The organism is Georgenia thermotolerans (genome assembly GCF_009193185.1).
Lineage (GTDB): Bacteria > Actinomycetota > Actinomycetes > Actinomycetales > Actinomycetaceae > Georgenia > Georgenia thermotolerans.
Map to the genome: position 1 here is coordinate 57,274 of NZ_VUKF01000013.1, position 24,296 is coordinate 81,569.

22 protein-coding genes are annotated in these 24,296 nt (G+C 71.2%); 12 read left to right on the plus strand and 10 right to left on the minus strand.

What is annotated here, in order from left to right:
* Positions 1 to 29: 29 nt before the first annotated feature.
* The gene (locus GD970_RS07995; protein WP_211489658.1) at positions 30 to 1,871 is read left to right on the plus strand and encodes a helix-turn-helix domain-containing protein; all 1,842 of its coding nucleotides are present in this window, start codon (positions 30 to 32) and stop codon (positions 1,869 to 1,871) included.
* Here GD970_RS07995 and GD970_RS08000 read toward each other — a convergent pair.
* From GD970_RS08000 to GD970_RS08015, 4 genes are all read right to left on the minus strand, one after another.
* Positions 1,822 to 2,964: an MFS transporter gene (locus GD970_RS08000; protein WP_170297159.1), complete on the minus strand. Its 1,143-nt coding sequence runs from the start codon at positions 2,962 to 2,964 to the stop codon at positions 1,822 to 1,824. The genes GD970_RS07995 and GD970_RS08000 overlap by 50 nt on opposite strands.
* Before the next feature lie 81 nt (positions 2,965 to 3,045).
* Complete coding sequence (locus tag GD970_RS08005) at positions 3,046 to 3,486, minus strand: cupin domain-containing protein (RefSeq protein WP_152202362.1); 441 nt, start codon at positions 3,484 to 3,486, stop codon at positions 3,046 to 3,048.
* Complete coding sequence (locus tag GD970_RS08010) at positions 3,483 to 4,517, minus strand: alcohol dehydrogenase catalytic domain-containing protein (protein WP_152202363.1); 1,035 nt, start codon at positions 4,515 to 4,517, stop codon at positions 3,483 to 3,485. The genes GD970_RS08005 and GD970_RS08010 overlap by 4 nt, the downstream gene beginning before the upstream one ends.
* A gap of 42 nt (positions 4,518 to 4,559) precedes the next feature.
* Positions 4,560 to 5,780, minus strand: coding sequence for an FAD binding domain-containing protein (locus tag GD970_RS08015; protein ID WP_152202364.1), 1,221 nt, complete (start codon positions 5,778 to 5,780; stop codon positions 4,560 to 4,562).
* Positions 5,781 to 6,070: 290 nt separating this feature from the next.
* Here GD970_RS08015 and moaA point away from each other — a divergent pair, with 290 nt between their 5' ends.
* The 3 genes from moaA to GD970_RS08030 are packed head-to-tail and all read left to right on the plus strand — an operon-like array spanning position 6,071 to position 7,992.
* Entirely contained in the window at positions 6,071 to 7,207 is a 1,137-nt protein-coding gene (gene moaA, locus GD970_RS08020) for a GTP 3',8-cyclase MoaA (protein WP_152202365.1), read from the plus strand.
* A 37-nt stretch (positions 7,208 to 7,244) separates the two neighbouring features.
* The gene (locus GD970_RS08025; protein WP_226925228.1) at positions 7,245 to 7,487 is read left to right on the plus strand and encodes a MoaD/ThiS family protein; all 243 of its coding nucleotides are present in this window, start codon (positions 7,245 to 7,247) and stop codon (positions 7,485 to 7,487) included.
* Between the two features lie 52 nt (positions 7,488 to 7,539).
* The gene (locus tag GD970_RS08030; RefSeq protein ID WP_152202366.1) at positions 7,540 to 7,992 is read left to right on the plus strand and encodes a molybdenum cofactor biosynthesis protein MoaE; all 453 of its coding nucleotides are present in this window, start codon (positions 7,540 to 7,542) and stop codon (positions 7,990 to 7,992) included.
* A 1,197-nt stretch (positions 7,993 to 9,189) separates the two neighbouring features.
* On the opposite strand, the gene GD970_RS08035 is transcribed toward GD970_RS08030, so the two are convergent.
* From GD970_RS08035 to GD970_RS08055, 5 genes are all read right to left on the minus strand, one after another.
* Positions 9,190 to 10,224, minus strand: coding sequence for a LacI family DNA-binding transcriptional regulator (locus tag GD970_RS08035; RefSeq protein WP_152202367.1), 1,035 nt, complete (start codon positions 10,222 to 10,224; stop codon positions 9,190 to 9,192).
* 64 nt (positions 10,225 to 10,288) lie between these two features.
* Positions 10,289 to 11,584 carry an ABC transporter substrate-binding protein gene (locus GD970_RS08040; RefSeq protein ID WP_152202368.1) on the minus strand — a complete coding sequence of 432 codons (1,296 nt, stop codon included), beginning with the start codon at positions 11,582 to 11,584 and terminating at the stop codon, positions 10,289 to 10,291.
* Between the two features lie 108 nt (positions 11,585 to 11,692).
* On the minus strand, positions 11,693 to 12,514 hold the full coding sequence (locus tag GD970_RS08045; RefSeq protein ID WP_152202369.1) for a carbohydrate ABC transporter permease: 822 nt from the start codon (positions 12,512 to 12,514) through the stop codon (positions 11,693 to 11,695).
* Complete coding sequence (locus GD970_RS08050) at positions 12,511 to 13,311, minus strand: carbohydrate ABC transporter permease (protein WP_211489659.1); 801 nt, start codon at positions 13,309 to 13,311, stop codon at positions 12,511 to 12,513. The genes GD970_RS08045 and GD970_RS08050 overlap by 4 nt, the downstream gene beginning before the upstream one ends.
* Before the next feature lie 287 nt (positions 13,312 to 13,598).
* Entirely contained in the window at positions 13,599 to 14,648 is a 1,050-nt protein-coding gene (locus GD970_RS08055; RefSeq protein WP_152202371.1) for a LacI family DNA-binding transcriptional regulator, read from the minus strand.
* Between the two features lie 191 nt (positions 14,649 to 14,839).
* Between GD970_RS08055 and GD970_RS08060 the strand changes: the two genes are divergently transcribed.
* Positions 14,840 to 15,814: a zinc-dependent alcohol dehydrogenase gene (locus tag GD970_RS08060; RefSeq protein WP_152202372.1), complete on the plus strand. Its 975-nt coding sequence runs from the start codon at positions 14,840 to 14,842 to the stop codon at positions 15,812 to 15,814.
* A gap of 11 nt (positions 15,815 to 15,825) precedes the next feature.
* On the plus strand, positions 15,826 to 16,722 hold the full coding sequence (locus tag GD970_RS08065; protein ID WP_152202373.1) for an aldo/keto reductase: 897 nt from the start codon (positions 15,826 to 15,828) through the stop codon (positions 16,720 to 16,722).
* Between the two features lie 82 nt (positions 16,723 to 16,804).
* On the opposite strand, the gene GD970_RS08070 is transcribed toward GD970_RS08065, so the two are convergent.
* Entirely contained in the window at positions 16,805 to 17,341 is a 537-nt protein-coding gene (locus GD970_RS08070; protein WP_170297160.1) for a VOC family protein, read from the minus strand.
* Positions 17,342 to 17,661: 320 nt separating this feature from the next.
* Between GD970_RS08070 and GD970_RS08075 the strand changes: the two genes are divergently transcribed.
* The 6 genes from GD970_RS08075 (at position 17,662) to GD970_RS08100 (ending at position 24,291) form a co-directional block, all read left to right on the plus strand.
* A complete protein-coding gene (locus GD970_RS08075; RefSeq protein WP_152202375.1) occupies positions 17,662 to 18,585 on the plus strand; it encodes a helix-turn-helix domain-containing protein in 924 nt (307 codons plus the stop codon).
* A gap of 115 nt (positions 18,586 to 18,700) precedes the next feature.
* Entirely contained in the window at positions 18,701 to 19,846 is a 1,146-nt protein-coding gene (locus tag GD970_RS08080; RefSeq protein WP_152202376.1) for a Gfo/Idh/MocA family protein, read from the plus strand.
* Positions 19,843 to 20,844, plus strand: a complete 1,002-nt coding sequence (locus tag GD970_RS08085; RefSeq protein ID WP_152202377.1) for a sugar phosphate isomerase/epimerase family protein — start codon at positions 19,843 to 19,845, stop codon at positions 20,842 to 20,844. Before GD970_RS08080 ends, GD970_RS08085 begins: the two co-directional genes overlap by 4 nt.
* Positions 20,841 to 22,004, plus strand: a complete 1,164-nt coding sequence (locus GD970_RS08090) for a serine hydrolase domain-containing protein (protein WP_170297161.1) — start codon at positions 20,841 to 20,843, stop codon at positions 22,002 to 22,004. Before GD970_RS08085 ends, GD970_RS08090 begins: the two co-directional genes overlap by 4 nt.
* A complete protein-coding gene (locus GD970_RS08095; RefSeq protein WP_152202379.1) occupies positions 22,005 to 22,538 on the plus strand; it encodes a VOC family protein in 534 nt (177 codons plus the stop codon).
* A gap of 28 nt (positions 22,539 to 22,566) precedes the next feature.
* Positions 22,567 to 24,291, plus strand: coding sequence for a dihydroxyacetone kinase family protein (locus GD970_RS08100; protein ID WP_152202380.1), 1,725 nt, complete (start codon positions 22,567 to 22,569; stop codon positions 24,289 to 24,291).
* The last annotated feature ends 5 nt before the right edge of the window (positions 24,292 to 24,296 follow it).

Below are 24,296 nucleotides of genomic sequence, written 5' to 3' on the forward strand. Positions count from 1 at the left end.
GCTCCGTGGGGCGTGGCACAGTGCCGATCGTGTCGATCCCTCGCCTCGAACTTCAGGACTGGCTGCACGGCGTCGCCGAGATCGCGTCCGCTGTCAACCAGCCGGTATCCCTGCCCGCACTGCTGAACCTGGTGGCTGAGACGGCCTGCCGTCTCATGGGCTTCGACTTCTGCGGTGTGCTGCTGGCCGATGCCGACCGAAGCGCCCTGCTCATCGAGGGGTCGCACGGCCTCTCGGCGGAGTACATCGCCAACGTCAACGCCCAGCACCCCATCGTGCTGCGCGAGGGCGAGACGCAGGCGCCGTCGAGCCGAGCTTTTCTGACGCACCGCCCGGTCCAGGTCATCGACACCGGCTCGGACCCCGCCTTCGAACCGTGGGGCCTCGGCGCGAGGGCGCAGGGCTTCACCTCGATGATTGCCGTCCCCCTGCTGGTGTCCGGTTCGGCATTGGGCACGCTCAACTGCTACACGACCCGGTCGCACGAGTTCGCCGAGGACGAGGTCGAGCTGCTCACCACGCTGGCGAACCAGGCGGCCGTCGCGATCGCCACGACGCGGATGCGCGCCGCTGAGGCCCGGACCATCGCCGACCTCCGCGACCTCAATACCTCGCTGGAGGAACAGCACGGCCTCCTGCGCCAGGGCGAGGCGATCCACCAGCGCCTGACCGACGTCGCTCTCCGCGAGGGTGGCGTGGCCGGGGTCGCCGAGGCGCTTTGCGAGCTGCTGGCACGGCCGGTCCTCGTCGAGGACGCCTCCGGACGGCCGCTCGCCTCCGTCCCCGTTGACGGGGTGACACTCGACGTCCCGGACGACGAGCAGCAGGACGCCCTGCGGGCGGTCCTGGTCCAGGCCGGCGTGACGGGCGCTCTGGTCGACGTTCCGGACTGGCAAGGCGCGGTGACGCCCGGGCCGCGCATGGCCGCGCCGGTGCAGCTCGACGGGGAGGTCGTCGCGAGGATCTGGCTGCCAGGCCGGGTCGCGGATCTCGCGCCGCTCGACCACCGCGCGGTCGAGCACGCTGCCACCGTCCTGGCGCTGGAACTGCTGCGGATGCGAACGGCCCTGGAGGTCGAATGGCGCATGGCCGGGGAACTGGTGACCGACCTGATCACCGCCAATCCGGCCGCCCGGGCCACGCTCGTTCCGCGTGCGGAGCGCATGGGTCACGACCTCGGCCAGCCCCATATCGCTCTCGTCGCCCGGGCCGACGCCGACATCGAGGACGTCGTCCCGAGGATCTTGAGCACCGTCCGGGCCGTGGCATCGCCCGTGCGCCCCCGCCCCCTGGTGGCGCAGACCGGGGCGTACGTCGTTGCGCTGTGGCCAAGAACCGGCAGCACGGGCGCGACAGCCGCCGTCGCGGACAAGATACGCACGGCGTTCCGGCGGGCCGGCGGCCGCGGCACACTTTCGGTCGCCGTCTCGCCGCTGTGCCGCTCCCTCGAGGAGTACGGCCGCGCCTTCCGGCTGAGCCGCGGGGCGGTCGAGCTGGCACGGCTTCGCGGCCGCACCGACACGACGGTCACGCTCGCCGACCTCGGACCGCTCGGCCTGTTGCTCCAGCTCGAGCACATCGAGGAGCTCGTCGCGTTCACCGACCGCGTGCTCGGGCCGCTGCGTACGTACGACGAGAAGCGCGGCACGTCGCTGACCCAGACCCTGGACGCCTATCTGAGGCACAACCTCAACACGGCCGAGACCGCGGCTGAGCTCCACGTGCACCCGAACACCGTCGGCCTGCGCGTTCGGCGGGCGGAAGAGCTGCTGCGAATGTCCGTGGCTGACACCGACTCCGTCATCCATGTCGGCCTGGCGCTCATGGCGGACCAGGTCGTGCAGATCGCCGGCGCGACGACGTCCGGCTGAGCGATCTGGGCAGCGCGGCGACCGGTACCAGCCAGAGTGCGCCGGTGACGCTCAGTGCGAGGACGCTCTGCCCGCTCTCGATGGCGGCGGCTAGCAGCGGAGTTCCGATGACGACGAGCGAGTTGGCCATCGCGTTGAGGAGCCCGACCGCCGCGGCGGGCCGGTCGGGCCGCCATCGCTGGGCGGAGGCGAGCACCGCGGCGAAGGGCAGCCCGCTCGCCACCCCGAGGGTGAGCACGACGGCCACGGCGACCGCGGCGGTCGAGGGGAACGCCAGCGCCACCGTGTCGATGGCACATACCGCGAGCGCAAGCGCGACCACCCACCGCATCTGGTGCGGGAACCGCTCGGCGAGGTAGCCGCCCAGCGGCCGACTGACGATGGTCGTCAGCAAGACCAGCGAGGCGATCGCCGAGGAGGCGCCGGACGGCAGGCCCCAGCGGTCATGAAGGATTACCGCCGCCCAGTTGCCGAGCACCACACCGAGCCCAAGCGTGACGCCATGGACGGCGGCGAGCCGGTAAAGCTCACCGTCGCCCAGCACTGAGGGGCCGGCAGCGAGTCGGGCCGGGCGCGCCGCGCGGGCCGACGGCGCATCCACCCCCACGGCCACCGCGACGATGGCGGCTGCAGCGGTAGCCGCACAGGTCACCCACGCCGCGCTCCACCCGAGGAGCGGCTCGAGCGCCGGGACGACGCCGACGGCCAGCCCACCGGAACCGATGGCCGCCCCGCCAAACACGCCGAGACCGACCGGCCCGACACCCGCGCGGCGGGCCAGGTCGGCGCCCACCACGAACCCGACCGCGCTCCCGGCACCAGCCAGGATCCGGGCACCGAAGGCGACCGCCAGGACCGGCACGACGACAGCAGCCACGTAGGACAGCACGACCACGCCGAGACCGACCAGCGCCGTGCGGCGAGCGCCGAAACGGTCCACCAGATGACCGGCCGGCAGTTGCATCGCGGCGTAGGGCACGGCGAGCACCGTCGTCAGCAGACCGATGACGACGAGACTCGTGTCGTAGCGGGTCGCGAGTGTGCCGGCGCCGGCCCCGGCAGCCGTGAGGCCCCAACCGCCTGCTGCGGCCACCAGACACGCCGGGACGAGCGCTCGCGAGGTCTGCCCCCGCTGCGCCCGTCCCGGCTCAGTAGAGCGCGACACTCCCTGAAGTCAGTCGTTTCCGACCGGCAGCGGGGCGTTGTCGCTGTCCAGGTGCTCGACCGTGGTGAAGACCAGCTCCTCGGTCCCGATGTTCTCGATGTCGTGGAGCAGGTACTCCCCCGGCCCGAAGTGGAAGTGCCGGGTCTCGCCCGCCTCGTACGCCACCTCGCGGGTCGTCCCGTCGAAGGTGTGCTGACGGCTCTTGCCGGCGGTCACGGCAGTCCAGAAGTAGTCGAGGACGTGGCGGTGAGCGTGCCAGCGCTCGCCGGGCGCGAGCCGAATCTCCCAAACCCGGACCCGGTCGTTCTCGCTCAGCAGCCGGGAGCCGACGTGGCCGTCGAAGGCCAACAGCTCAAACTCCACTTTCAACTCGTCGGACCAGCCCTCGAAGTTCTCTCCGACCAGAGATCCGGCGAGCGGGAGGTCGTTGAGGAAGCCTGATGTCGTCACTGGTTCAGCACCACCTTCAGCGCGTTCGTGTCCGCAGCGTTACGGAAGATCTCGTACCCCTGCTTCATCTCCTGAAGTGGCAGGCGATGGGTGATCAGTGTGGTCCCGTCGAGCGTGCCGGCCGCGATGGCCTTCATCAGCGTCGGGACGCTGAGCGCCGATGGGATGCCGGTGGTGAGCGTGATCTGCTTCGCCCACAGGCTCTCGAGGTGCAGCATGGCCGGCTCCTCGTGCACGCCGATGTTGGCGATGCGCCCGCCGGGGCGGACGAGCGCGGCGGCCAGCTCGAACGGGGCCGGGAAGCCGGCGGCCTCGATGGTGACGTCCGCCCCGAGGCCTCCGGTGAGCTCGTTCACGACCTCGCGCGCCGCTTCTGGGGAGACCGCGTGCGTGGCGCCGAGCTCCAGCGCCTTCGCCCGCCGGCTCTCGACGAGGTCGACGACGACGACGTTGGCCGGGCTGAAGAGCTGCGCCGTCAGTGTGGCGGAGAGCCCCACGGGGCCTGCACCGACGATCACGACGGTGTCGCCGGGCCCGACCTCGCCGCGCAGGATCCCGACCTCGTACGCGGTCGGCAGGATGTCGGTGAGGAACAGGACCTGCTCGTCGTCGAGCTCGTCCGGGATCTTGTACAGCGAGTTCTGGGCGAACGGGATGCGCACGTACTCGGCCTGCAGCCCGTCGACGAGGTGGCCGAGTGCCCACCCGCCCGAGTTCTGGCACTGTCCGACCATCCCCGCGGTGCAGAAACGGCAGTAGCCGCACCCGCTGACACAGGTGGCGATGACCCGGTCGCCTGGCTTCACGTTGCTGACGGAAGCCCCGACCTCCTCGACGACGCCGACGCCCTCATGGCCGAGGACCGTTCCCGCGGGTGTGTCCGGCACCCCGCCCTTGATGATGTGGGCGTCGGACCCGCAGATCGTCGTCGTCGTGACCCGCATGATGATGTCGGTGTCGTTCTGGATCGTGGGGTCGGGATGCTCCCGCCACTCGATCTGGCCCGGGGCGTCGTACACGAGTGCCTTCATTACTCTCCTTCTCCGCGTTCTGGCGTGGCCGGGTTGGTGTGGTCAGGCAACCGGTGCGGCCTGGGTGAGGATGCCCGGACCGTACAGCCCGAACTGCAGCTCGGGATCTCCAGGGGTCCAGGTGTTCAGGAATTGGGACCGCGCCCCCATCTGGGACACCCGGTCGACGAGCGCGTTGCCGATCTTCAGACGTGTCGGCTCCCAGACGGCGAGCGCGCCGGCGATGTCCCCCGCGCTTGCCTCGAGGGTCTCGGCCAGGGCCCAGGCGTCGGCGGCCGCCTTGGCCGTCCCCGCCGCGGCGTGCGGACGGGCTGCGAAGGCGGCATCGCCGATGACGGCCACCCGCCCCGACGCCATGCGCTCGGAACGGATGTCGAGGACGGCCTGGATGTAGGGCTCTGCCGTCCGCTGCACCAGCTCCGCGGCCGCGGGTGCGAGCAGGCGCCTTGCGGCCTCCTTCATCTCGGCCACGTACCGGTCCTGGACCTGCCCCGGATGCACCGAGACGGGACGCGGGATCCCCTGCTTGTCCAGGAGGATCTCCTCGAGCTCCGGTCCCTCGGGAACGTTGCGGTACCACACGTAGTTGAGCAGTCGCTCCCCCACGCTCAACGCCTCGTCGGGGCCGGGGATGGGGTACATGCAGATGTGGGTGTCGGGCCCGACCGAGTAGGCGAGCGCGTCGCCTAGGAGCGCGTGAGTCTCTCGCGAGACCTCTCGCTCCGGCACCGTGCCGCGCCAGCCGATGTAGCCGGAGTAGCTCGCGGCGGAGTCCGGGCTGAGACGGCGACGTCCGATCGAGGAGATCCCGTCGGCGAAGACGACGAGCTCGGCGCGCTCGGTGCGACCGCTGACGAACCGGACGTCGACGCCGTCGTCGTCCTGGCTGAAGCCGGCGGCGAACTCGCCCAGGACGTAGCGGTCGGGGTCGAAGTCCTCGAACAGGGCGCGGTAGATGGTGCTCCACGAGCTGTAACGCCACTCCACGGACTCCTCGTGGAGCACGGCGTTGCCGGCGCCGAGGTAGCGAAGGTGGTTCGTGAACGTGCTGACCTCCTCCGGCTTGCGCCGGCTGCGCTCGGCGAACCACCTGAGGGTGTCGGGCTGGAGGACGATCCCGCCGCCGCGGCCGGACAGCACCTGCGGGGTGCGCTCGACGACCGTGACGTCGAAGCCCAGGTCGCGGAGGAGCAGGCCGGCGGTCAGCCCACCGATCGAGCCGCCCACAACCAGAGCCCGGCTGCCCTCGTAGTTGCTTGCCATGGAGTGCCTGCGCTTCCTTCTCGTCGGTCCATCTCATCGATCGCCTGTGACCTGGCAATGGGCTCCAAGTATGGAAAGGCGCCCCTGACGCAAGCCATGGCCAACACCACAGCAGACTCAAGAAACAGTGTGGCGTGCCACAGCGCGGGTTCCACGACCATCGGGCAGGCTGGGCGTCTAGAGCCGCTGGCGTCTTGCGCCCGCACGTCGCTCCTGAGGGCGACTGCGGTGACGAAAGACCGCCGTCCTCCGCGTCGGCGCGGCACGCTCCAGCACGAGGAGACCCTTGCATGGCACTGCCGACCACCGCGCCGGTCCCCCTGGGTATTCCTCTCGTCCCGCCTCGCGCGGAAAGCGCCACTGTTGCCGGAGGAGGGCGCCCGGCACCGGCGCCCGGTCGCCCAGCTACGCGCTCGCTCATCGACCGTTACAGCAGAACGGCACGCGACCTCCGGGTGTCCCTGACGGACCGCTGCAACCTGCGCTGCCAGTACTGCATGCCCGCAGAGGGCCTCGAGTGGGCACCAACCTCGACGGTGCTCAGCGACGACGAGGTTATCCGCGTCCTGCGCGTCGCGGTCGAACGACTCTGGGTCCGGGAGATCCGCTTCACCGGCGGCGAGCCCCTGCTGCGCAAGGGACTCGAGCGGATCATCGAGGCAACCTCGGCGCTGCGCACCGATGAGGGGCAACCGCCCGCGACCTCACTGACCACCAACGGGCTGGGGCTGGCGCGCCGGGCCCACGGCCTCGCCGAGGCCGGGCTCCGCCGGGTGAACGTCTCTCTCGATTCCGTCGACCGAGCCACGTACACCGCGATCACCCGGCGTGACCGGCTCGACGACGTACTCGCCGGCATCGAGGCCGCCGCCGACGCCGGCCTGGCGCCGATCAAGCTCAACGCCGTACTCATGCGTGGCCAGAACGAGGACCAGGCCGTCGAGCTGCTCACCTATGCACTCGGCCGTGGCTACGAGTTGCGCTTCATCGAGCAGATGCCGCTGGGCCCGCACGAGGCATGGAACCGCGAGCAGATGGTCTCCGCAGCGGAGATCCTCTCCCGCCTCCGGGTCCGCTACGACCTGCGGCGCGCGGATGCCACCGAGCGCGGCTCCGCTCCCGCCGAGCGGTGGCACGTTCTCGACCGCGACGGAAGCCGCCTCGGCGCCGTCGGCATCATCGCGGCGGTCACCGACAACTTCTGTGGCGCATGCGACCGCACCCGGCTGACGGCCGACGGGCAGGTCCGCACCTGTCTCTTCGCCCGCTCAGAGCACGACCTGCGTACCCCTCTGCGCTCCGGCTCCACGGACGAGGAGCTCGCGCAGATCTGGCGTGGCGCCCACTGGGGGAAGCTGGCGGGCCACGGCATCGACGACCCCGGGTTCCTCCAACCAGACCGGCTCATGAGCGCTATCGGAGGCTGATACGACCATCACGAGCACCCAGACCATCACCGTCCATCTGCGGTACTTCGCCGCCGCCGCCGAGGCCGTGGGCCTGCACGAGGAACGGCTCCTTCTCGCCGCAGGGGCGAACGCACAGAACCTCGCAGCCGCCATCGCGGCCGCTCATCCGGGCGCTCGCCGCGTCCTGGAGATCAGCGCCTTGCTCGTCGATGGAGTCACGTGCGACGACAGGAGTGCGCCGCTCACCTTTGGCGACGCCGTCCGCGTCGACGTGCTCCCCCCGTTCGCGGGTGGCTGACCGGCCACTCCGCCCCACCACGGAGAAGCCCGATGCTCAGAGGGAGCGAAGCATGACCGTCCCCGCCCGTCTCTCGCCAGCCGCTCACCGCGTGGCGATCGCCGAAGTTCGCGAAGACGTCGCCGACGCGAGCCTCTGCACGAAGGTCGTTGACGACCCGGCGGCCGGCGCCGTCGTGAGCTTCTCCGGCGTCGTGCGCAACCACGACGAGGGCCGCTCGGTGACCGAGATCGAGTACGTCGGCCACCCCGACGCCGCGCGCATCCTCGCCGAGGTCGCCGCCGACATCGCCGCGCGAGCCGACGTCGACGCCGTCGCAGTCCAGCACCGCGTCGGCACACTCGCCGTCGGCGACGTAGCGCTCGCAGCTGCAGTGTCCGCGGCGCACCGCGCCGAGGCATTCGCCGCGTGCGCCGAACTGGTCAATGAGGTGAAGCGTCGCCTGCCGGTCTGGAAGCGCCAGGTCTTCCCTGACGGTAGTCACGAGTGGACTGGCTCCGCGTAGGCGCGCAGTAACCCAGCAATCAGCCCGACCCCACTGCCACCCGCACTATAGAACCTGCTTCTGCGTCGATGCCTTGACGAAGGTACGAGGTCACCGCCCGGTTGGCGCCGCTCCCCCGACGGGACGGCGTCCACGAAAACGCCGATGAGCGACGAGAGTGCAGCTCGGCTTCGAGGGCGGACAACGACCTGAGATCGCCGCCGTGCTACCCCACGACGACGCATGCCCGTGTGTCGCAAGGTCGAAAGACAACGTCGTCACACCTACGCCGCAAGCACGAAGAAGCACCCATTCAACCCTGCCGCGCTCCTCGCCCGGAGAGCAGGCCAAAGCATCGCGGCGCAGAGTCGCCGATGCCGCCGTGCACGATGCGGCTTTTCCCCTGAGTGGGCGGGCACACGTTGCGGTGGGCAGACTTGAACCACCGTGGAGCCGGTCCCGGCAAATTGCGAACGAATTCGGGATAAACAACTGGCCGCTGCCTGCGTTCTCGCAGGCAGCGGCCATTCGGTGGAGCTAGAGGGACTCGAACCCTCGACCTTCTCCCGGCGGAAGATCTCCCGACCTACCCAGCTAAGACGGCTGACTGTTTGTCACAGGAGCCCGAAAAACCGCAAATTTCGCGGATCTCCGGCCCTCGAGACGAGTTTCGCAGACCTTCCCGATCACGCGCAATCGCACCCGAACGTGGCTGCTGAACCCGTGGCAGAACCGTGGCAGGGGCCCATTCCGTGGCACAACCGTGGCACGAACTCATCCACCGTCGCAGGGTCTGCGAACGGAGAGCCCCCATCGTCGCGGGCCGAGGCTGCCGAGACCAAAGGCCGACATGTCACCGAGACGGTGCAGTGGTGCTCGACTGGTCGGCTTTCGTGGTTGACGCTAACCAACTCAAACTGATCGTAGGTAGGGGTTTAGTTGGCGCCCACGGCCTCACGGCCGGCACTCACTCGGCCCTACTCGTCGCGCTCCTCATCGTTCCCGGGGCGACGGCGCGCTCGCTCGGCGAATCCGCTGGAGAGCTTGACCGCCACGGGAGTGCCACGGTCGAAGGGCCCGTTACAAAGGCGCCAGCGGAATCGACAGCCCTCGGCTCCTGTTTCGAGCAGGCTTCTCTCGCCTTCGCTGCCGCGTGCACCCATCGCTTCGCCTCTGATGACCGGCGACCGGACACAGGTGGTAGACCACGACCACATCTCAGGCGGTGTCCCGCACCACCAGCCGCAGCAGGTCTCGTTCGAGATGAGGTGGCTCCCGGTTCTCCAGTGTGGCCAGGGCGCTGTCCGCGACGAACCGGCCCCAGGCGTCGGCGTCGATCGCGATGCTGGTCAGCGACAGCCGCGCGGCGGGAATGTCGTCGACCCCGATGAGGGCGAGGTCGTGGCCGGCACGCAGGCCGCGGCTGGCCAGCGCGGAGGAGAGGATGATGGCGATCTCGTCGTTGTGGGCGCACACGCCGTCGACAGCGTCATCGGTGCCGAGCCAGCGGTCGATCGCCGCGCTCGCGGTCTCGGGGTCGTCGGTGTCGACGTCGACGACGACCGGCTGGCCGATGCCGAGCTCGTGGCAGGCCTGGCGTACCCCCTCAAGCCGCTCGCGGGCGATCAGCTCGAGGCTGGGGTTGCTCGGGAAGGCGTACCCCAGGCGCCGGTGCCCCCGAGAGTGCAGGTAGCGGGCCTGCATGCGCCCGATCTCCTCGTGCGGCACGATGCCGTGCACCCGCAGGACCTTCGCGTCGCCCGGGGGGACGAAGTCGTCGGGCAGGTTCAGCCCGCCCATCCCGACGACGAGGGACGGCGAGACCAGCCGCCACAGGTCGTCCAGCGGCCGCACGGACTCGTCCACGCGGTGACTGAGCACCACGTAGCCGTGCTCGGCGAGGGAGACGTCGAGCTGGCGCAGCACCCGGCTCGAGACGAAGCCGATGGCGTAGTCACGCACCAGGGCGAGCACGATGTTGCTGGTGCCCAGCCGTAGGGACCGCGCCGGCGCGAACGGCACGTGGCCGAGCTCCTTGGCGGTGCGCAGGACGAGCTCGCGCGTAGCGGTGGAGATCGAGCGCCCGGGGACGTCGTTGAGCACGTAGCTCACCGTCGCACGGGAGACACCAGAGGCCCTGGCCACGTCCGCGCTCGTCACCCGGCGCGGCGGGCGCCCGCTCCGGCCGGTCTCCGCCAGCTCGTGGCGGGGCACCGCGCGGCGGCCCTCGTCGCTCGTCGCGGACTCGGCCATCGTGCACTTCCCTCAGCAGGGCGATAGGCCGGGCCGTGGTGGCCCGGCCCATCGCGGTGGTCAACTAGCCCAGCTCGGCGTCCATCGCCTTCAGGATGTCCTCGGCGGTGCCGGTGCCCGCGAGGAGCGACTGCACCCCGGAGAACATGGCCTGCTGGATGCGCGGGTTCGGCCAGTCCTGGTCGAGGAACGGAACTGTCCGCCCATCGGAAAGATACTCGTTCGTCGTGACCAGGTTGACGTCGTCGTACTCCTCGCCGGTCGGGATGGCGGGGACGGTGCCCACCAGCGCGCCGTTGTATGCGGCGATGCCCTCCGGGCTGCCCAGGAAGTCGACGAAGTCGAAGGCGCCATCCTTGTTCTTGGCCGCGGCGTTCACCGCCGCGCCACCGGCGTTCGACGCGACCATGAGACTGGTGTTCGGGTCGTCGTCACCGGAGAACGGGTGGATGCGGAACTCGACGTCGGGGGCGAGGGACTCCATGGCCGCCAGCTGCGTCGCGATGCCGAAGTAGGCAACGGCCTCACCCGTGGCGACGAGCCGGTTCTGCTCCTCCTGGTTCGCACCTGTGGCGTCCTTGTTGAAGCAGCCGGCTTCGTTCATCTGGGAGAACTTGTCCATCGCCTCGACCCAGCCCGGCTCCTCGGAGAAGGTGGTCTCCCCGGAGCGGATCTGCTCACCGAAGTCGGGGTTCGTCGCGTAGACGAGGTCCGGCACGAGGCCGAAAAGGATGTTCTGGTTGGCGTTCAGCGTGGCCGAACCGATCGCGTAGGCCGCCTTGCCCTGCGCCTTGGCGTCCTCGCAGAACGGGATGACCTCGCTCCACTGCGACGGCGGGGTCAGGCCGGCCTCATCCAGGGCGGTCTGGTTGTACCAGGGACCCCAGGAGGAGATGGCCGGGGCCATGAGGTACACGCTGCCGTCGATCGACGTCAGCTCGCGGATCGGGTCCGGGTAGTTCTCCACCCAGGACCGGTCGGAGAGATCCTCGAGGAACCCGCCGGGCGCGATCTCGGCGATGGACGCCGGGTTGCCGCGGGCGGGCCAGACGAAGACGACGTCGGCGGCTGTGCCGGCGCTCAGCTGGGTGCGGATGGTCGCCTGGTACTGCTCGACGTCGGCGGTGCTCAGCTTGATGTCGAGGTCCGGGTTCTGCTCCTGGTACGCGGCCACCGCGGCCTCGATGCCCGCGGACTCCGAACCTTTCCAGAAGATGCTCAGGGACTTCCCGCCCCCGGAGCTCCCGCCGTCGCCGGAGCTGGCGCCTGCGCTGTTGTCGGTGCTGCACGCGGTCAAGGTCAGCGCCGCCGCGGCCATCGCGGCGAGCGCTCCCTTCGTGCGTCGCGCTGTCGTGCTCAACGTGATTCCTTCCGTTGCTGTGTCAGGGGCATGGACATGTCGTGCTGTGTCAGGGGGATGGGCATGTTGTGCTGTGTCAGGGTGGACGTGTTTGACCGTTAAGGTCCCTCAGCCCTTGATCCCGCCGGCGAGACCTTGCATGAGGGATTTCTGGATGAAGAAGAACGCGACCAGCACCGGCAGGGCGCCGATGATGAGCGCTGCGAAGACGAGCTCCCACTCCGTGGCGTACTGGCCGACGAAGCTGTAGATGGCCACCGGGATCGTCTGGTTACCGCTCCCGCTGAGGTAGAGCAGCGGCTTAAGGAAGTCGTTCCAGATGAACAGTCCGTTGAGGATCACGACCGTGCCGGTGACCGGGCGTAGCAGCGGGAAGACCACGCGGAAGAACGCCTGGATGGGCGAGCACCCGTCGAGGGCGGCGGCCTCCTCGTAGTCACGCGGGATCTGCCGCAGGAACTGCACGTACAGGAACAGGGAGAACGGGATCCTCATGCCGACGTAAATGACGATCAGCGGGACCAGCGTGCCGATCAGGTTGAGGTCGCGGAACGTCTGGTACAGCGGGATGAGGCCCAGCTGGAACGGCACGAGCAGACCCACCATGAACCCGTAGAACGCCGGCGCCGACCAGCGGGACGTCAGCCGGGCGAGCGGGTAGGCCGCCATCGCCGAGAGCACCACCAGCAGTGTGACGCTAACGACGGTGATCACCACGGAGTTGCCGATCGCCCCGCCCAGGCTGGCCTCCTCCCACGCCCGGGCAAAGTTGTCGAACGTGGGCCGGGATGTGGGCGCGAGGGGCGAGGACAGATCCGACGCCGGGCGGACGGCGAGGTTGATCAGGATGTAGATCGGGAACAGGAAGGCCAGCGCGAGCAGCAACATCCCGCTCTCGAGTGTGCCGGTACGCCAGGTGTAGCGGTTCACTTGTTCCCCTTCGTGTTGAGCAGGAAGCGGTACTGGATGACGCCGAGCACCGCGACGAACACGGTCAGCACGACGGCCATGGCGGCGCTGTAGGCGAACTCGCCGTACTGGAAGGCGTTGCGGTAGACGAGCGTGGACAGGGAGTTCGTCGAGGACGCCGGCCCGCCCTGTGTGGTGACCCAGATCTGGTCGAAGATCATCAGGCCCCGGATGAGGGAGAGCATGAGGTTGACGGTGATGGCCGGCGCCAGCATCGGGCGCACGATGTACCAGAACCGCTGCACGCCGTTGGCGCCGTCGAGTGCAGCGGCCTCGATCTGCTCCTCCGGCACGCCCTGCAACCCGGCGAGGTAGATGATCATCGCGTAGCCGGCGAACTGCCAGACCACCATGACGGCGATCGCCCCCAGGGCGATGTTGGGGTCCCCGAGCCAATTCTGAGCCCACGAGCCCAGGCCGACGAGCCGCAGCAGCTCGTTGATGGGCCCGTTGGGTGTGTAGATGAACTGCCAGAGGAAGGCGACGACGATCGAGAGCACGACGACGGGCGCGAAGAAGATCAGGCGCAGCGCGTGCCGGCTCTTGATCTTGGAGTTAACCGCGAGCGCGAGAGCGAGCCCGATGATGTTCTCCACGATCGTCACCCCCACGGCGAGCAGGAGCGTGTTGACGATCGCCCGGACCGCTTGAGAGTCGTTGAACATTCGGATGAAGTTGTCGAGCCCGACGAAGGACCACTCGGGGTTGAGCCCGTCCCAGTCGGTCAGCGCGAACCCGGCGCCCTGAGCGCTGGGCATGATAACGACGAAGACGTACGGGATCGCCGCCGGGAGCAGGAACCACCACAGCGGCGAAATGCGCCGGCGTGGCGCGCGCCTGCGCGGCGCCCGCTCCGGACCGCGCCGCACGGCCGGCGCGTCGACCTGCGGTGGCTCAGCGCTCGCGAGGGTAATCTGCGAATCTGGCTGCATCCGAATCCTCTCCAATCGTCAACCGACTCTCGCCTGAGCACCGGGGAGCGGTCTTGCACGGGAGGGACGCGCACTTGGCAGGAACCGCCACTTGCGTGATGCCGCCGTTCCTCCTACTCCACCGGCACCCCCACGCGCTCGGAGCCGCGCAGGACGAGCCGGGTCGCGACCACCCGCGCCTGCAGCTCCTGCGGGCCGCTCTCGTCCAGCCGGTCCAGCAGGATCCGCGCGGCCTCCCGCCCGATCTCCGCCGGGTCAGCGATCACGGTGCTGAGCGGCGGGTCGAGCAGTTCGGCGAGCGGGACGTCATCGAAGCCGACGACGCCCACTCGATGCTGCAAGTTCCTCGCATGCAGGTGACGCAGGGTCCACTCCGTGATCACGTTCTGAGTGCTGACGATCGCCGACGGCGCCCGCTGCCCGGCGAGCATGGCGTCTAGCCGGTGCGGCAGGCCCTCCTCCTCCACCTCGGTGAGAACTAGGGCGTCGTCGTACCCGCCGGGGGCGACGAGCGCAGTGCGGAACCCCTCGAGACGCTGCTCGGTGGAGGTGATGCCGCGCCGGCCCCCGAGGAAGGCGATGCGTCGGTGCCCAGCCGCGGTGAGCGCCTCCACCGCGGCGGTGACGCCGGCGGCGTTGTCCGCCATGACGCTGTCGAACGTGGAGTCCCGGGGGGCGCGGTCGACGACGACGACGGGCACGCCCGCCCGCCGTTCGCGTTCCAACGCGCCCGTCTCCGGCCCGGCCGGCGCGACGATGAGGCCGTCGACGCCGTGGGAGGAGAAGGCCGAAAGAATCTCGTCCTCGCGCCGCGGGTCGCGCCCCGACCCGGCCACCAGCGCCACGGAGCCGTGGGCGGTGAGCACCTCGTCGACCCCGCGGTGCAGTTGGGAGAAGAAGGGGTTGGCGACGTCGTCCACCACGAGGCCGATGAGGCCGGAGCGACCGTCGGAGCGGCGCAGCGCGCTCGCCCGGCGGTCTGGCCGGTAGCCCAGCAGCGCGGTCGCATCCTGCACCCGGCGCAACGCCTCGGGGGCCACCGCGCCGGATCCGTTGACCACGCGGGAGACGGTGCTCAGGCTCACTCCCGCGACGGCGGCGACGTCACGCATGGTGGCGCGCCGCTGCGGGCCGACCGAGTCGCTGCTCGAAAACGTTTCCACCTGCCGAGCATATGCGACCGGGCACCTCGCGGCTCCGAGGGGAGACGAGCGGGCCCCAAACTTCGACTATTTCGCTAGGAAAGACCCCATCACGGGAGGTCGAGAGGTCGGCTGCCGCACCGCTGGTTGACCTACGGGGCCGGCACCTCTACATTCCTGAAAACGTTACCAATGCCAAGAAGGGATGTGCTGTGCGCGCAGTGGTGCTGACCGAACCCGGGAGGGTCGAGGTGGTGGAGGGGTGGCCGGACCCTCAGTGCGGACCCGACGACGTCGTCGTGGAGATGCGCGGCGTGGGGCTGTGCGGCACCGACCTGGCGATGGTCGACGGCAAGGCCGCGCCGCCGCAGTTCCCCTGGGTGATCGGCCACGAGGGGGGTGGGGTCATCGCAGCCGTCGGCGAGCGGGTGACCGACCGTAAGGTGGGCGACCGCGTCGTCATCGAACCCAACTTCGGCTGCGGCACATGCGCCGTTTGCGCCGCCGGCCACACCTCGCGTTGTGACGCGCGCCTGAGCGCGGGCTTCAACGTCCCCGGGTTACTCTCCGAGCTGGTCGCGGTGCCTGCCGAGTACACGTGGGTGGTGCCCGAGAGCATCAGCGACGTCCAGCTCGCCTGCCTCGAGCCGCTCGCCGTGGCCCACCACGCGGTGCTGCGCTCGGGCGTGCGGGCCGGGCAGGAGTGCCTGGTCATCGGCGCCGGATCCGTCGGCCAGCTCATCAGCCAGTGCGTCCTGGCCGTCGGCGGCGTGCCGGTCGTGACCGACCCCCACCCGGGGCGGCTCGAGGTGGCCACGAGCCTGGGGGCCCGCGTCGAGGAGGGCCCGCGCGCGGGCCGGTACCCGCACGTCTTCGAGACGTCCGGGGTGGGCGCGGTGTGGCCCGGTGCGCTCGAGGCCGCGGCGCGCGGCGGCGTCATCACCCTCATCGGATTCATGCGCGACACCGTGGAGCTGACCCCGGTGGAGCTAGTGCGCCGCCAGATCACGGTCCGCGGCCACCTCATCTACGACCACCCGGCGGATTTCGCCGCCACCATCGAGACCGTTGCCGAGGGTCGGCTCGTCCCCGAGCAGGCCGTTCAGGCGACCTTCGCCGCCGAGGACGCGGTCGCCGCGTTCGCCGCCGTCCGCCAGGTCCCTGGCAAGACCTGGATCCGCTGGTAAGGAGAAAACACATGACCTTCGACGCCGACCACCTCGCGCCGGTCACCCTGGGCACCACGGTCCTCGGCAAGCGGGAGAGCGCCAACCCCGAGCTCGCGGACGCCCTCCTCGCCTCGCCGTTCCCGCAGATCGACACCTCCAACGTCTACGCCGCCGGCCAGAGCGAAAAGCTCCTCGGCGACGCGATCGGGCGCGCCGGCGGCCTACCCGCCGGCAAGACCGTCTTCTCCAAGGTCGACCAGCACCCGGAGACCGGCAGGTTCGACGGCGACCGCGTGCTGCGCTCCTTCGAGGAGACCCTGGAGCGGCTGCGTCTGGACCGCCTGCCCCTGCTGCACCTGCACGACCCGTACACGATCACCTTCGCTGAGGCGATGGCCCCCGGCGGCGCGGTGGAGGCACTCACCCGGCTGCGCGACGAAGGCGCGGTCGACGCCATCGGCATCGCCGCCGGCACCCGCGAGCTCGTGGAGCGGTACGTCTCCTCGGACGCCTTCGACGCCGTCCTGACGCACAACCGCTACACGCTCGTGGACCGCAGCGCCGAGCGCATCCTGCAGCTGGCGGCAGAGCGGGACATGGCGGTGTTCAACGCCGCCCCGTTCGGCGGGGGGATCCTGGCCGGCTCCCAAACTCGGGGGGCGACCTACGGCTACCGCCCGGCCTCCCCCGAGCTGCTGGCGTTCATCGAGCGCCTGCACACCACGGCGGCAGACCTGGGGGTGGACCTCACCGCCGCGGCCCTGCAGTTTTCGCTGCGCGAGCCACGCATCCACTCGACGGTGGTGGGCATCTACTCCCTCGAACGCCTGCAGGACCTGCCGCGCCTAACCGAGACTCAGATCACCGAGGAGTTCTGGAGCGCGGTGGGCGAGCTGGGCACCCCGCCCCCCTCCCCCAACGACTGAACCAGCGCGCCCCGGCACGTTCGGAGGCGCCGGCCATCATCAGGCGCGGGGAACGTCCACGTTCCCCGCGCCTGCGTGGGTCCTACCGCGGCGCCCAGAGGTCGGTGCGTCCCGTGGCCGGGTCGAGCGGCAGCAGTGAGCCGTCGTCGGCCACGATGGGCCCGGGCAGCGGCGAGACCATCTCGAGCCGGATCCCGTCGAGCGCCGACCGTTCGGTGAAGGCCACGAGCGCCGTGCCGTCCTTGGTGAAGGACCACCCGTCGTCGCCCACACCGATCGCCGCGAGCCGAGCCATGCGGGCCCGCACGTCGCGGACCTGGGCGAAGCCGAGGTGGTGCGGGCCGATCTCCGCGGCCCCCAACGCGCCCTCGCCGGTGACCTCCATGAGTTCGATGCGCGGCGGGCCCTCCTTCGAGAAGCTGATGCGGGCGTCGTGGTCGTGGAGTTCGGGGTCGCTGCGGTCCGACCAGCGCGAGGTCCGGTAGCGCGCGATCGGGCTGAAGGTGCAGCCGGTGGCGGCGCTCCACCACAGGATCGCCTCCTCTAGGTCCGGCACGAGGAAGGCGATGTGGTCGATGAGCGCCGGCGACCCGGCCGCGTTCACGGGTGTGTCCGTCACGGGGCCACGATGCCCCGCGCCCCGGAAGAACGCTTGTCCTCCCGCGCCAGCGTCTAGTGCACCAATGCCATCCCCGCCGCACCGGCCCGGCCCGCCGCCACCGATGAAAACAGCTTCCGGGCGTCCGCAGGCATTCTGGGGACTTGCGCCGATCACCTCCGATATGCGAGGTTACACGCGTCACTTACACGAGTAACCCTCCCTCCCCCTCGTGCAGGACCCCGAGCAACGACCGCTCCCCGCCGTCCTGTCTGAAGTTACTCGTGTAACTACTCTTCGTGCCGAGTGCACACCCGTGGCGCTACAAGGAGGTACCCCCAATGCCGATGGCCGCCCTCACCGCTGAGCTCTCCCGGTCGTCCGCCACCACGACGAGCGACTCCCGGGCGGCCCGCCCGGCCAGCCGCCGCCTCGACCGCCTGGACATCATCCAGCTCGGCACCGGCAGCTGGCACTTCCCCGCGTCGCTGCCCACCCACCGGCGCTACGTGCTCGCCGCCTATGTCCTGCGAGGCGCCCTGCGGGTCGGCCACGGAGACCACGGCTTGTCCCTGTCCCAGGGCCAGTTCACGACCGTGTGGAGCGGCACCGCCGCCCGGCTCGAGGTCGGCGACAGCGCCGAAGTGCTCCTGGTGCGCATCCCCGAGGTCATGGCCGGCGAGTACGCCCCCGCATTCCGGGCGGTGGACTGCCGGCCCGTGGACGCCGACCGCGGCACCGCCGGGCTGGTCGGTCACCTGCTGCGCGGGCTGGCCGCCGACGCCGGCGAGCTGCACCCCGAGAACCCTGTACGACTGGCTCAGCACATCGTGGGCCTGCTCGCGCTGCTCTGCGCCGACGAAACCCGCGCCGCCCCGCTCGACGAGCGGGCCGCCGCCCTCCGCGCGGCCAAGGAGTACATCGAGGAGAACCTCAACTATCCCGAGCTCACCTCCGACCGGGTCGCCAGGGCGCAGAACATGTCCACCCGCACGCTGCACCGCCTCTTCGAGGCCGAGGGCCTGACGATCGCCGGCTGGATCCGCGCCCGGCGCCTGGAGCACTGCCGCGCCGAGCTGGTCGACCCGCAGATGCGCACCATCCCGGTCAGCGGCATCGGCTCCCGCTGGGGCCTGTGGGACCCCGCCCACTTCAGCCGGCTGTTCAAGGCCGCGTTCGGTGTGTCCCCGCGCGCCTACCGCACCAAGCACCTCGGGCACCGCTGCGACGAGGCGTGCCGGCCCGCCATGGCGGCCGGGGTGTGAACGCGGCGCGGAGCGTCAAGCACCAGTCCGGTACACGCAAGAAGCCCGGCCGGGGCCACTCCAGGCTGGGAGGAGGGGCGCACCGCGCCCACGACACGATCAGGAAGGACGGTCCGTGAGGGAACTACAGGTCGCGCTCATCGGTGGCGGTTTCATGGGCAGGGCGCACAGCCTCGCCTATGCGGTGGCCCCGCTCGCCGCCGATCTGGGCGCGAGGATCGTCCCGGAAGTGCTCGTCGACGTCGACGCCGACCTCGCGGCGCGCCAGGCCCGCCAGCTCGGCTGGCGCCGCAGCGGCACAGACTGGCGCGCGGCGATCACGGACCCGGCGATCGACATTGTGGACATCTGCACGCCCCCGCAGTTCCACGAGGAGATCGCCCTGGCCGCGATGGCGGCCGGCAAGCACGTGTTCTGCGAGAAGCCGATCAGCAACAGCGCCGAGGAGTCCCGGCGCATGGCCGCCGCCGCCCGGGAGGCCGGCGTGGTGACCCAGGTGGGCTTCAACTACCGGCACACTCCGGCCATCTCCTTCGCCAGGCAGCTACTGGACTCCGGCAAGCTCGGGGCGCCGTTGCAGTTCCGCGGCGCCTACCTGCAGGAGACCGCCTTCGGCGCCGACCCGCACCGGTGGCGCGCCAAGCGGGCCACCGGCGGCTCCGGGATGGTAGGGGACATCGGCTCCCACGTCATCGACATGGCCGAGATGCTCCTCGGCGACGTCGTGCGCGTCGCCGCCCGCGTGCGCGCCTGGGTGCCCGGCACCGAGGGTTGGACTGACGAGAGCGTGCGCCTCGGCGAGGACCTCGTGGACGACGGCGGCGTGTGGGTCGCCGAGTTCGCCTCCGGTGTCATCGGCAGTTTCGCCGTCAACGCCGCCGCCTCCGGCCGGAAGAACCAGGTGCGCTTCGAGCTCGACGCCACCCGCGGGGCGGTGGAGTTCAACTGGAACGACAAGGAGCTCCTGCGGGTCTCCTACACCGACGAGTCGGCCGACCACCGGGGCTTCCGCACCATCCACACCAACGACCAGCACCCCGACGGGTGGTGGCGCCTGGCCGGGCTGGGCACCGGGTACGTGGACGTCTCGGCCATCCAGTTCCAAAAGTTCGTCCGCGCGATCCTTGCCGGCGGGCAGGCCAGCCCGAGCTTCGCCGACGCCGCCCACATCCAGGGCGTGGTCGAGGCCATCCACGCCGCCGCCGTCACCGACCGGTGGGTCGACGTGCCGGTCCGCACCGAGAGGAAGGTCCTCGCATGAGCGCCCAGCCGCGCATCCGCTTCGGCACGAACATCATCACCTTCTTCCACCCACCGCACTGGGGTCTGCCGGCCGATCTGAGCCACCCCGAGTGGGTGGCCGCGTTCGACGCCGACCCGCGCCGCTACTTCGAGGCGATGTTCGACGGCGTGCGGGACGCCGGCCTAGAAGGCGTCGAGCTGGCCCCCGACCCGGGTGGCTGGGAGCGGGCCCTCGCCGCGTTCGGCGGCACCCGCCAGCTCGCGGACGCCCTGGAGGAGCGCGGGCTGGTGCTGACCTCCAGCTATGCCCACGGCCGCCAGCTCATCGGCAACGCCATCGAGCACCCTGACCTCGTCCCGGTCGCGGACGACGCCTTCCGCCGGCACGCCGAGTTCCTCGCCGAGATGGGCGCGGACACCATCGTGACCGGCAACCTCGCCCGCTCGCGGTTCGGCAACAACAGCCCGGACGAGACCGCCACCGCCGCCGACTACGCGGCCCCCGTGCCGCGGGACCTCCACGAGCGGTTCGCCGACCACCTCAACCGCCTCGGCGCCATCACCGGCGAGCTCGGCGTGCGCATCGCCATCCACACCGACGCGTTCTCGGTGTGCTCACGCAACGCGGACATCGCCACCGTCCTATCGCTGACCGACCCTGCCACCGTGCAGCTGTGCCCCGACGCCGGGCACATCACCCTCGACGGCGGGGACGCGGTCGCCGTCCTGCGCGACCACATCGACCGGATCCCCACCATGCACTGGAAGGACTGCCACGAGCCGCTCCTGCCCCACACCCTGCGGGGCGACCAGAAGGAGCGCCACGCCGTCATGCTGACGTACTTCCGGGTGCTCGGCTCGGGCCGGGTGGACTGGCACGAGTGGATGCGGATCCTGCGCGACCACGGCTGGTCCGGGTGGGCCACCGAGGAGATCGACATGTCGCCCGACCCTGTCGGCGAGCTGCGTCAGGGGCTGGAGTACTTCCAGCGCGCGCTCGCCCCGATCTACCGGTGACCACCCCGCCGGCCGGCGCCCCGCGCACGCTCGCCCTCGTCGGGGACGCCACGGGCGGGTTCGAGAGCGTGCCGGAGGTGCTCGCCCGCCTTGTGGCGCTGGAGGGCGCCCGCGGCGGGGCGCTGTGCGTGTACCACCAGGGCCGCGTGGTCGTCGACGTCACGGTCGGCGACTACGCGCCCGACGGGCTCCAGCTCGTCTTCTCCGTCTCCAAGGCGCTGACCGCCCTAGTCGCGGCCCGCGCCCACGAGCGCGGCGAGCTGGACCTCGACGCCCCGCTGGCCGAGCACTGGCCGGAGCTGGCGCGCCCCGCCACTGCGGCGATCACGGCGCGCATGGTCCTCGGCCACCGCTCGGGGCTGGCCTCCCTCGACCGCGATCTCACCCTCGAGGAGGTCCTCGCCGGTGCGGACGACGCCGAGATCGCCCGCCAGCAGCCCTACTGGGAGCCAGGGACCGCCCACGGCTACCACGCGTTCACGTTCGGCACCCTGATGAACGGGCTCTTCCGCCGCGCGCTGGGCACCAGCGTGGGCGAGGCGCTGCAGCGCCACGTCGCCGAGCCGGTCGGCGCGGAGGTGTGGCTTGGCGCGCCCACCACGGTCCACTCGCGGGTGGAGCGCATCGACCCCTCCCCCGCCGCCACCACGGCCCACCGCGCCGAGTGGGCGGCCGCCTCGGGCATCCCGGGCAGCACCACCGCCCGCATCGCACGGTTCCGCGACCTCTACAACGACCCCGCCCTGTGGGCGGCGTGCCTGCCCTCGACCAGCGGCATCGCCAGCGCCCGGGGCCTGGCAGCGGTCTTCTCCGCCGCCCTGGACGGACGGACCCTCCTCGGCCACGACGCCCTCGCCCGCCTGCTGCGGCCGGAGGCCGAGGGCGTCGACCGCGTCCTGGGCGTCCCCATCGCGTTCGGCTCCGGCGTCCAGCTGCCCTTCCCCCAGCTGCCCCTGCTCGGCCCGGGATCCTTCGGGCACGAGGCGGCGGGCGGCTCGGCCGTCGCCGCGGACCCCGCCAGCGGCCTCGTCGTCGCCTGGACCACCCCGAAGTCCCCCGCCATGGTCGGCGCCTCCGCCACCTTCCTCGGCATCCTCGCCACGCTGCGGCACTGCCTCGAGCGGCGCCGCCCCCACCCCGCACCCACGAAGGGCGACTGAATGACCACGCCGACCATCGACCACATCGGGATCCTCGTGCCCAACCTCGAGGAGGGCATCGCGCGGTGGTCCCGCGCCACCGGGTACACCTTCAGCCCGATCGCCCGATACCGCACGGAGCGCTACACCGACCAGCAGAACCCGCACCCGCACTTCCACGACGCTCGCATCAGCTTCTCGCTGCAGGGCCCGCCGCGCATCGAGCTCATGGAGGCCACCGGCGCGGGCACCCACTCCGCCGCCCACCTCGGGGTGCACCACCTGGGATTCTCCGGGGTGGAGGACTGCGCGGCGCGCCGCGCCGAGCTCGCGGCCCTGGGCGTCGGCGACGACGGCATCTCCTGGGACGCCGAGGGCCGCATCCTGCTGTGGTTCACCGACAAGGCGGCGCTGGACGGCGTGCACCTGGAGTTCGTCTCCACCCTGCCCGGCCCCGTCGTCGCCGACGACGGCGCTCCACTGCCCCGCGACCCCCACACCGGGCGGGCCGACCTGTGGGCCCCCCGCACCGCCGCCGCCCAGGTCCGGCGCTGACGCCGGACCCACCGACGAGGAGCGAAAGATGACGTACCTGTTCAACGACCCGGCCCACTTCGCCGCCGAGGCCGTGCGGGGCTTCGCCGCCGCGCACCCGCAGTACGTGACGGTGGTGCACGGGGGCGTGGTCCGATCCACCGACACCCCGGCGGGCCAGCCGGCGCTCGTCATCGGCGGCGGGTCCGGCCACTACCCTGCCTTCGCCGGGTGGGTCGGCCCCGGCATGGGACACGGCGCCCCGTGCGGCAACGTGTTCGCCTCCCCCTCGGCCTCCCAGGTGTACTCGGTCGCCCGCTCGGCCGAGAGCGGCGGCGGGGTACTCCTCGGATTCGGCAACTACGCCGGGGACGTGCTGCACTTCGGCGCCGCCGCGGAGAAGCTGCGCGCCGAGGGCATCGACGTGCGCATCGTCACCGTCAGTGACGACATCGCCTCCAACACCCCCGACAAGCACCGCGACCGCCGCGGCATCGCCGGAGACCTGCCGGTCTTCAAGATCACCGGCGCCGCCATCGAGGCCGGCGCGGACCTGGACGAGGCCGAGCGGATCGCCCGCAAGGCCAACGACGCCACCCGCTCCCTCGGCCTCGCCTTCGACGGCTGCACCCTGCCGGGCGCGAGCGAGCCGCTCTTCCGGGTCGCGGACGGCCAGATGGCCCTGGGGCTCGGCATCCACGGCGAGCCGGGCGTCCGGGACGTCCCGCTGGGCCGGGCCCAGGAGGTGGCCGACCTGCTCGTCGACGGCGTCCTGGCCGAGGAGCCGGCCCGCACCGGCGGCTACCGCGGGCGCGTCGCCGTCCTGCTCAACGGCCTGGGCACCGTGAAGTACGAGGAGCTGTTCGTCATCTACGACCGCGTCGCCGAGCGGCTGGCCGCACGGGGCCTGACCCCGGTGCGCCCGGAGGTCGGCGAGTTCGTCTCCAGCCTCGACATGGCCGGGCTCTCCCTGACCCTCGTCTTCCTCGACGACGAGCTCGAGCGGTACTGGCTCGCGCCGGTGGACACCCCGGCCTACCGGCGCGGGGACACCGTGCCCGGGCAGCGCACCGCCCGCACCTGGGTGTACGAGGTGGGCGAGGAGGAGGTGCCCGCCTCGAGCCCGGAGTCCCAGCAGGTCGCCGGCCGCATCGGCGACCTGCTGGAGGTGCTGGGCCGCACCTGCCAGACACACGAGGAGACACTCGGCCAGCTCGACGCGGTGGCGGGCGACGGCGACCACGGCCAAGGCATGACGTTCGGCTCTCTCGGCGCCGCCGCGGCGGGCCGCCGGGCGCTCGAGCGGGGGGCCGGGGCCCGCACGACGCTCGTGCACGCTGGCACCGCCTGGGCCGAGGCGGCGGGCGGCACCTCCGGCGCCCTGTGGGGCGCGGCGCTGACCGCCGCCGGCGGCACGCTCGACGACGCGGGCGGGACCGGCAACGCGCAGGTGGTGGCGGCGCTGCTGGCCGGCGCCGACGCGGTCCAGCGCCTGGGCGGGGCAAGGGTGGGCGACAAGACCATGGTCGACGCCGTCGTCCCGTTCCGGGAGACCCTGCGCCGCGAGTTCGACCGCACCGGTGACCTGCCGGCGGCCTGCCGGGCCGCGGCGGACGCGGCCCGGCAGGCCGCCGAGGGCACCGCCGAGCTCGTCGCCCGGCTGGGCCGGGCCCGGGTCCTCGGGGAGAAGAGCCTGGGGACCCCCGACCCCGGCGCGGTGTCCTTCTCGATCCTCATGGGCGCCGTGGCCGACTACCTCGGCGCCCGGCAGTAACGACA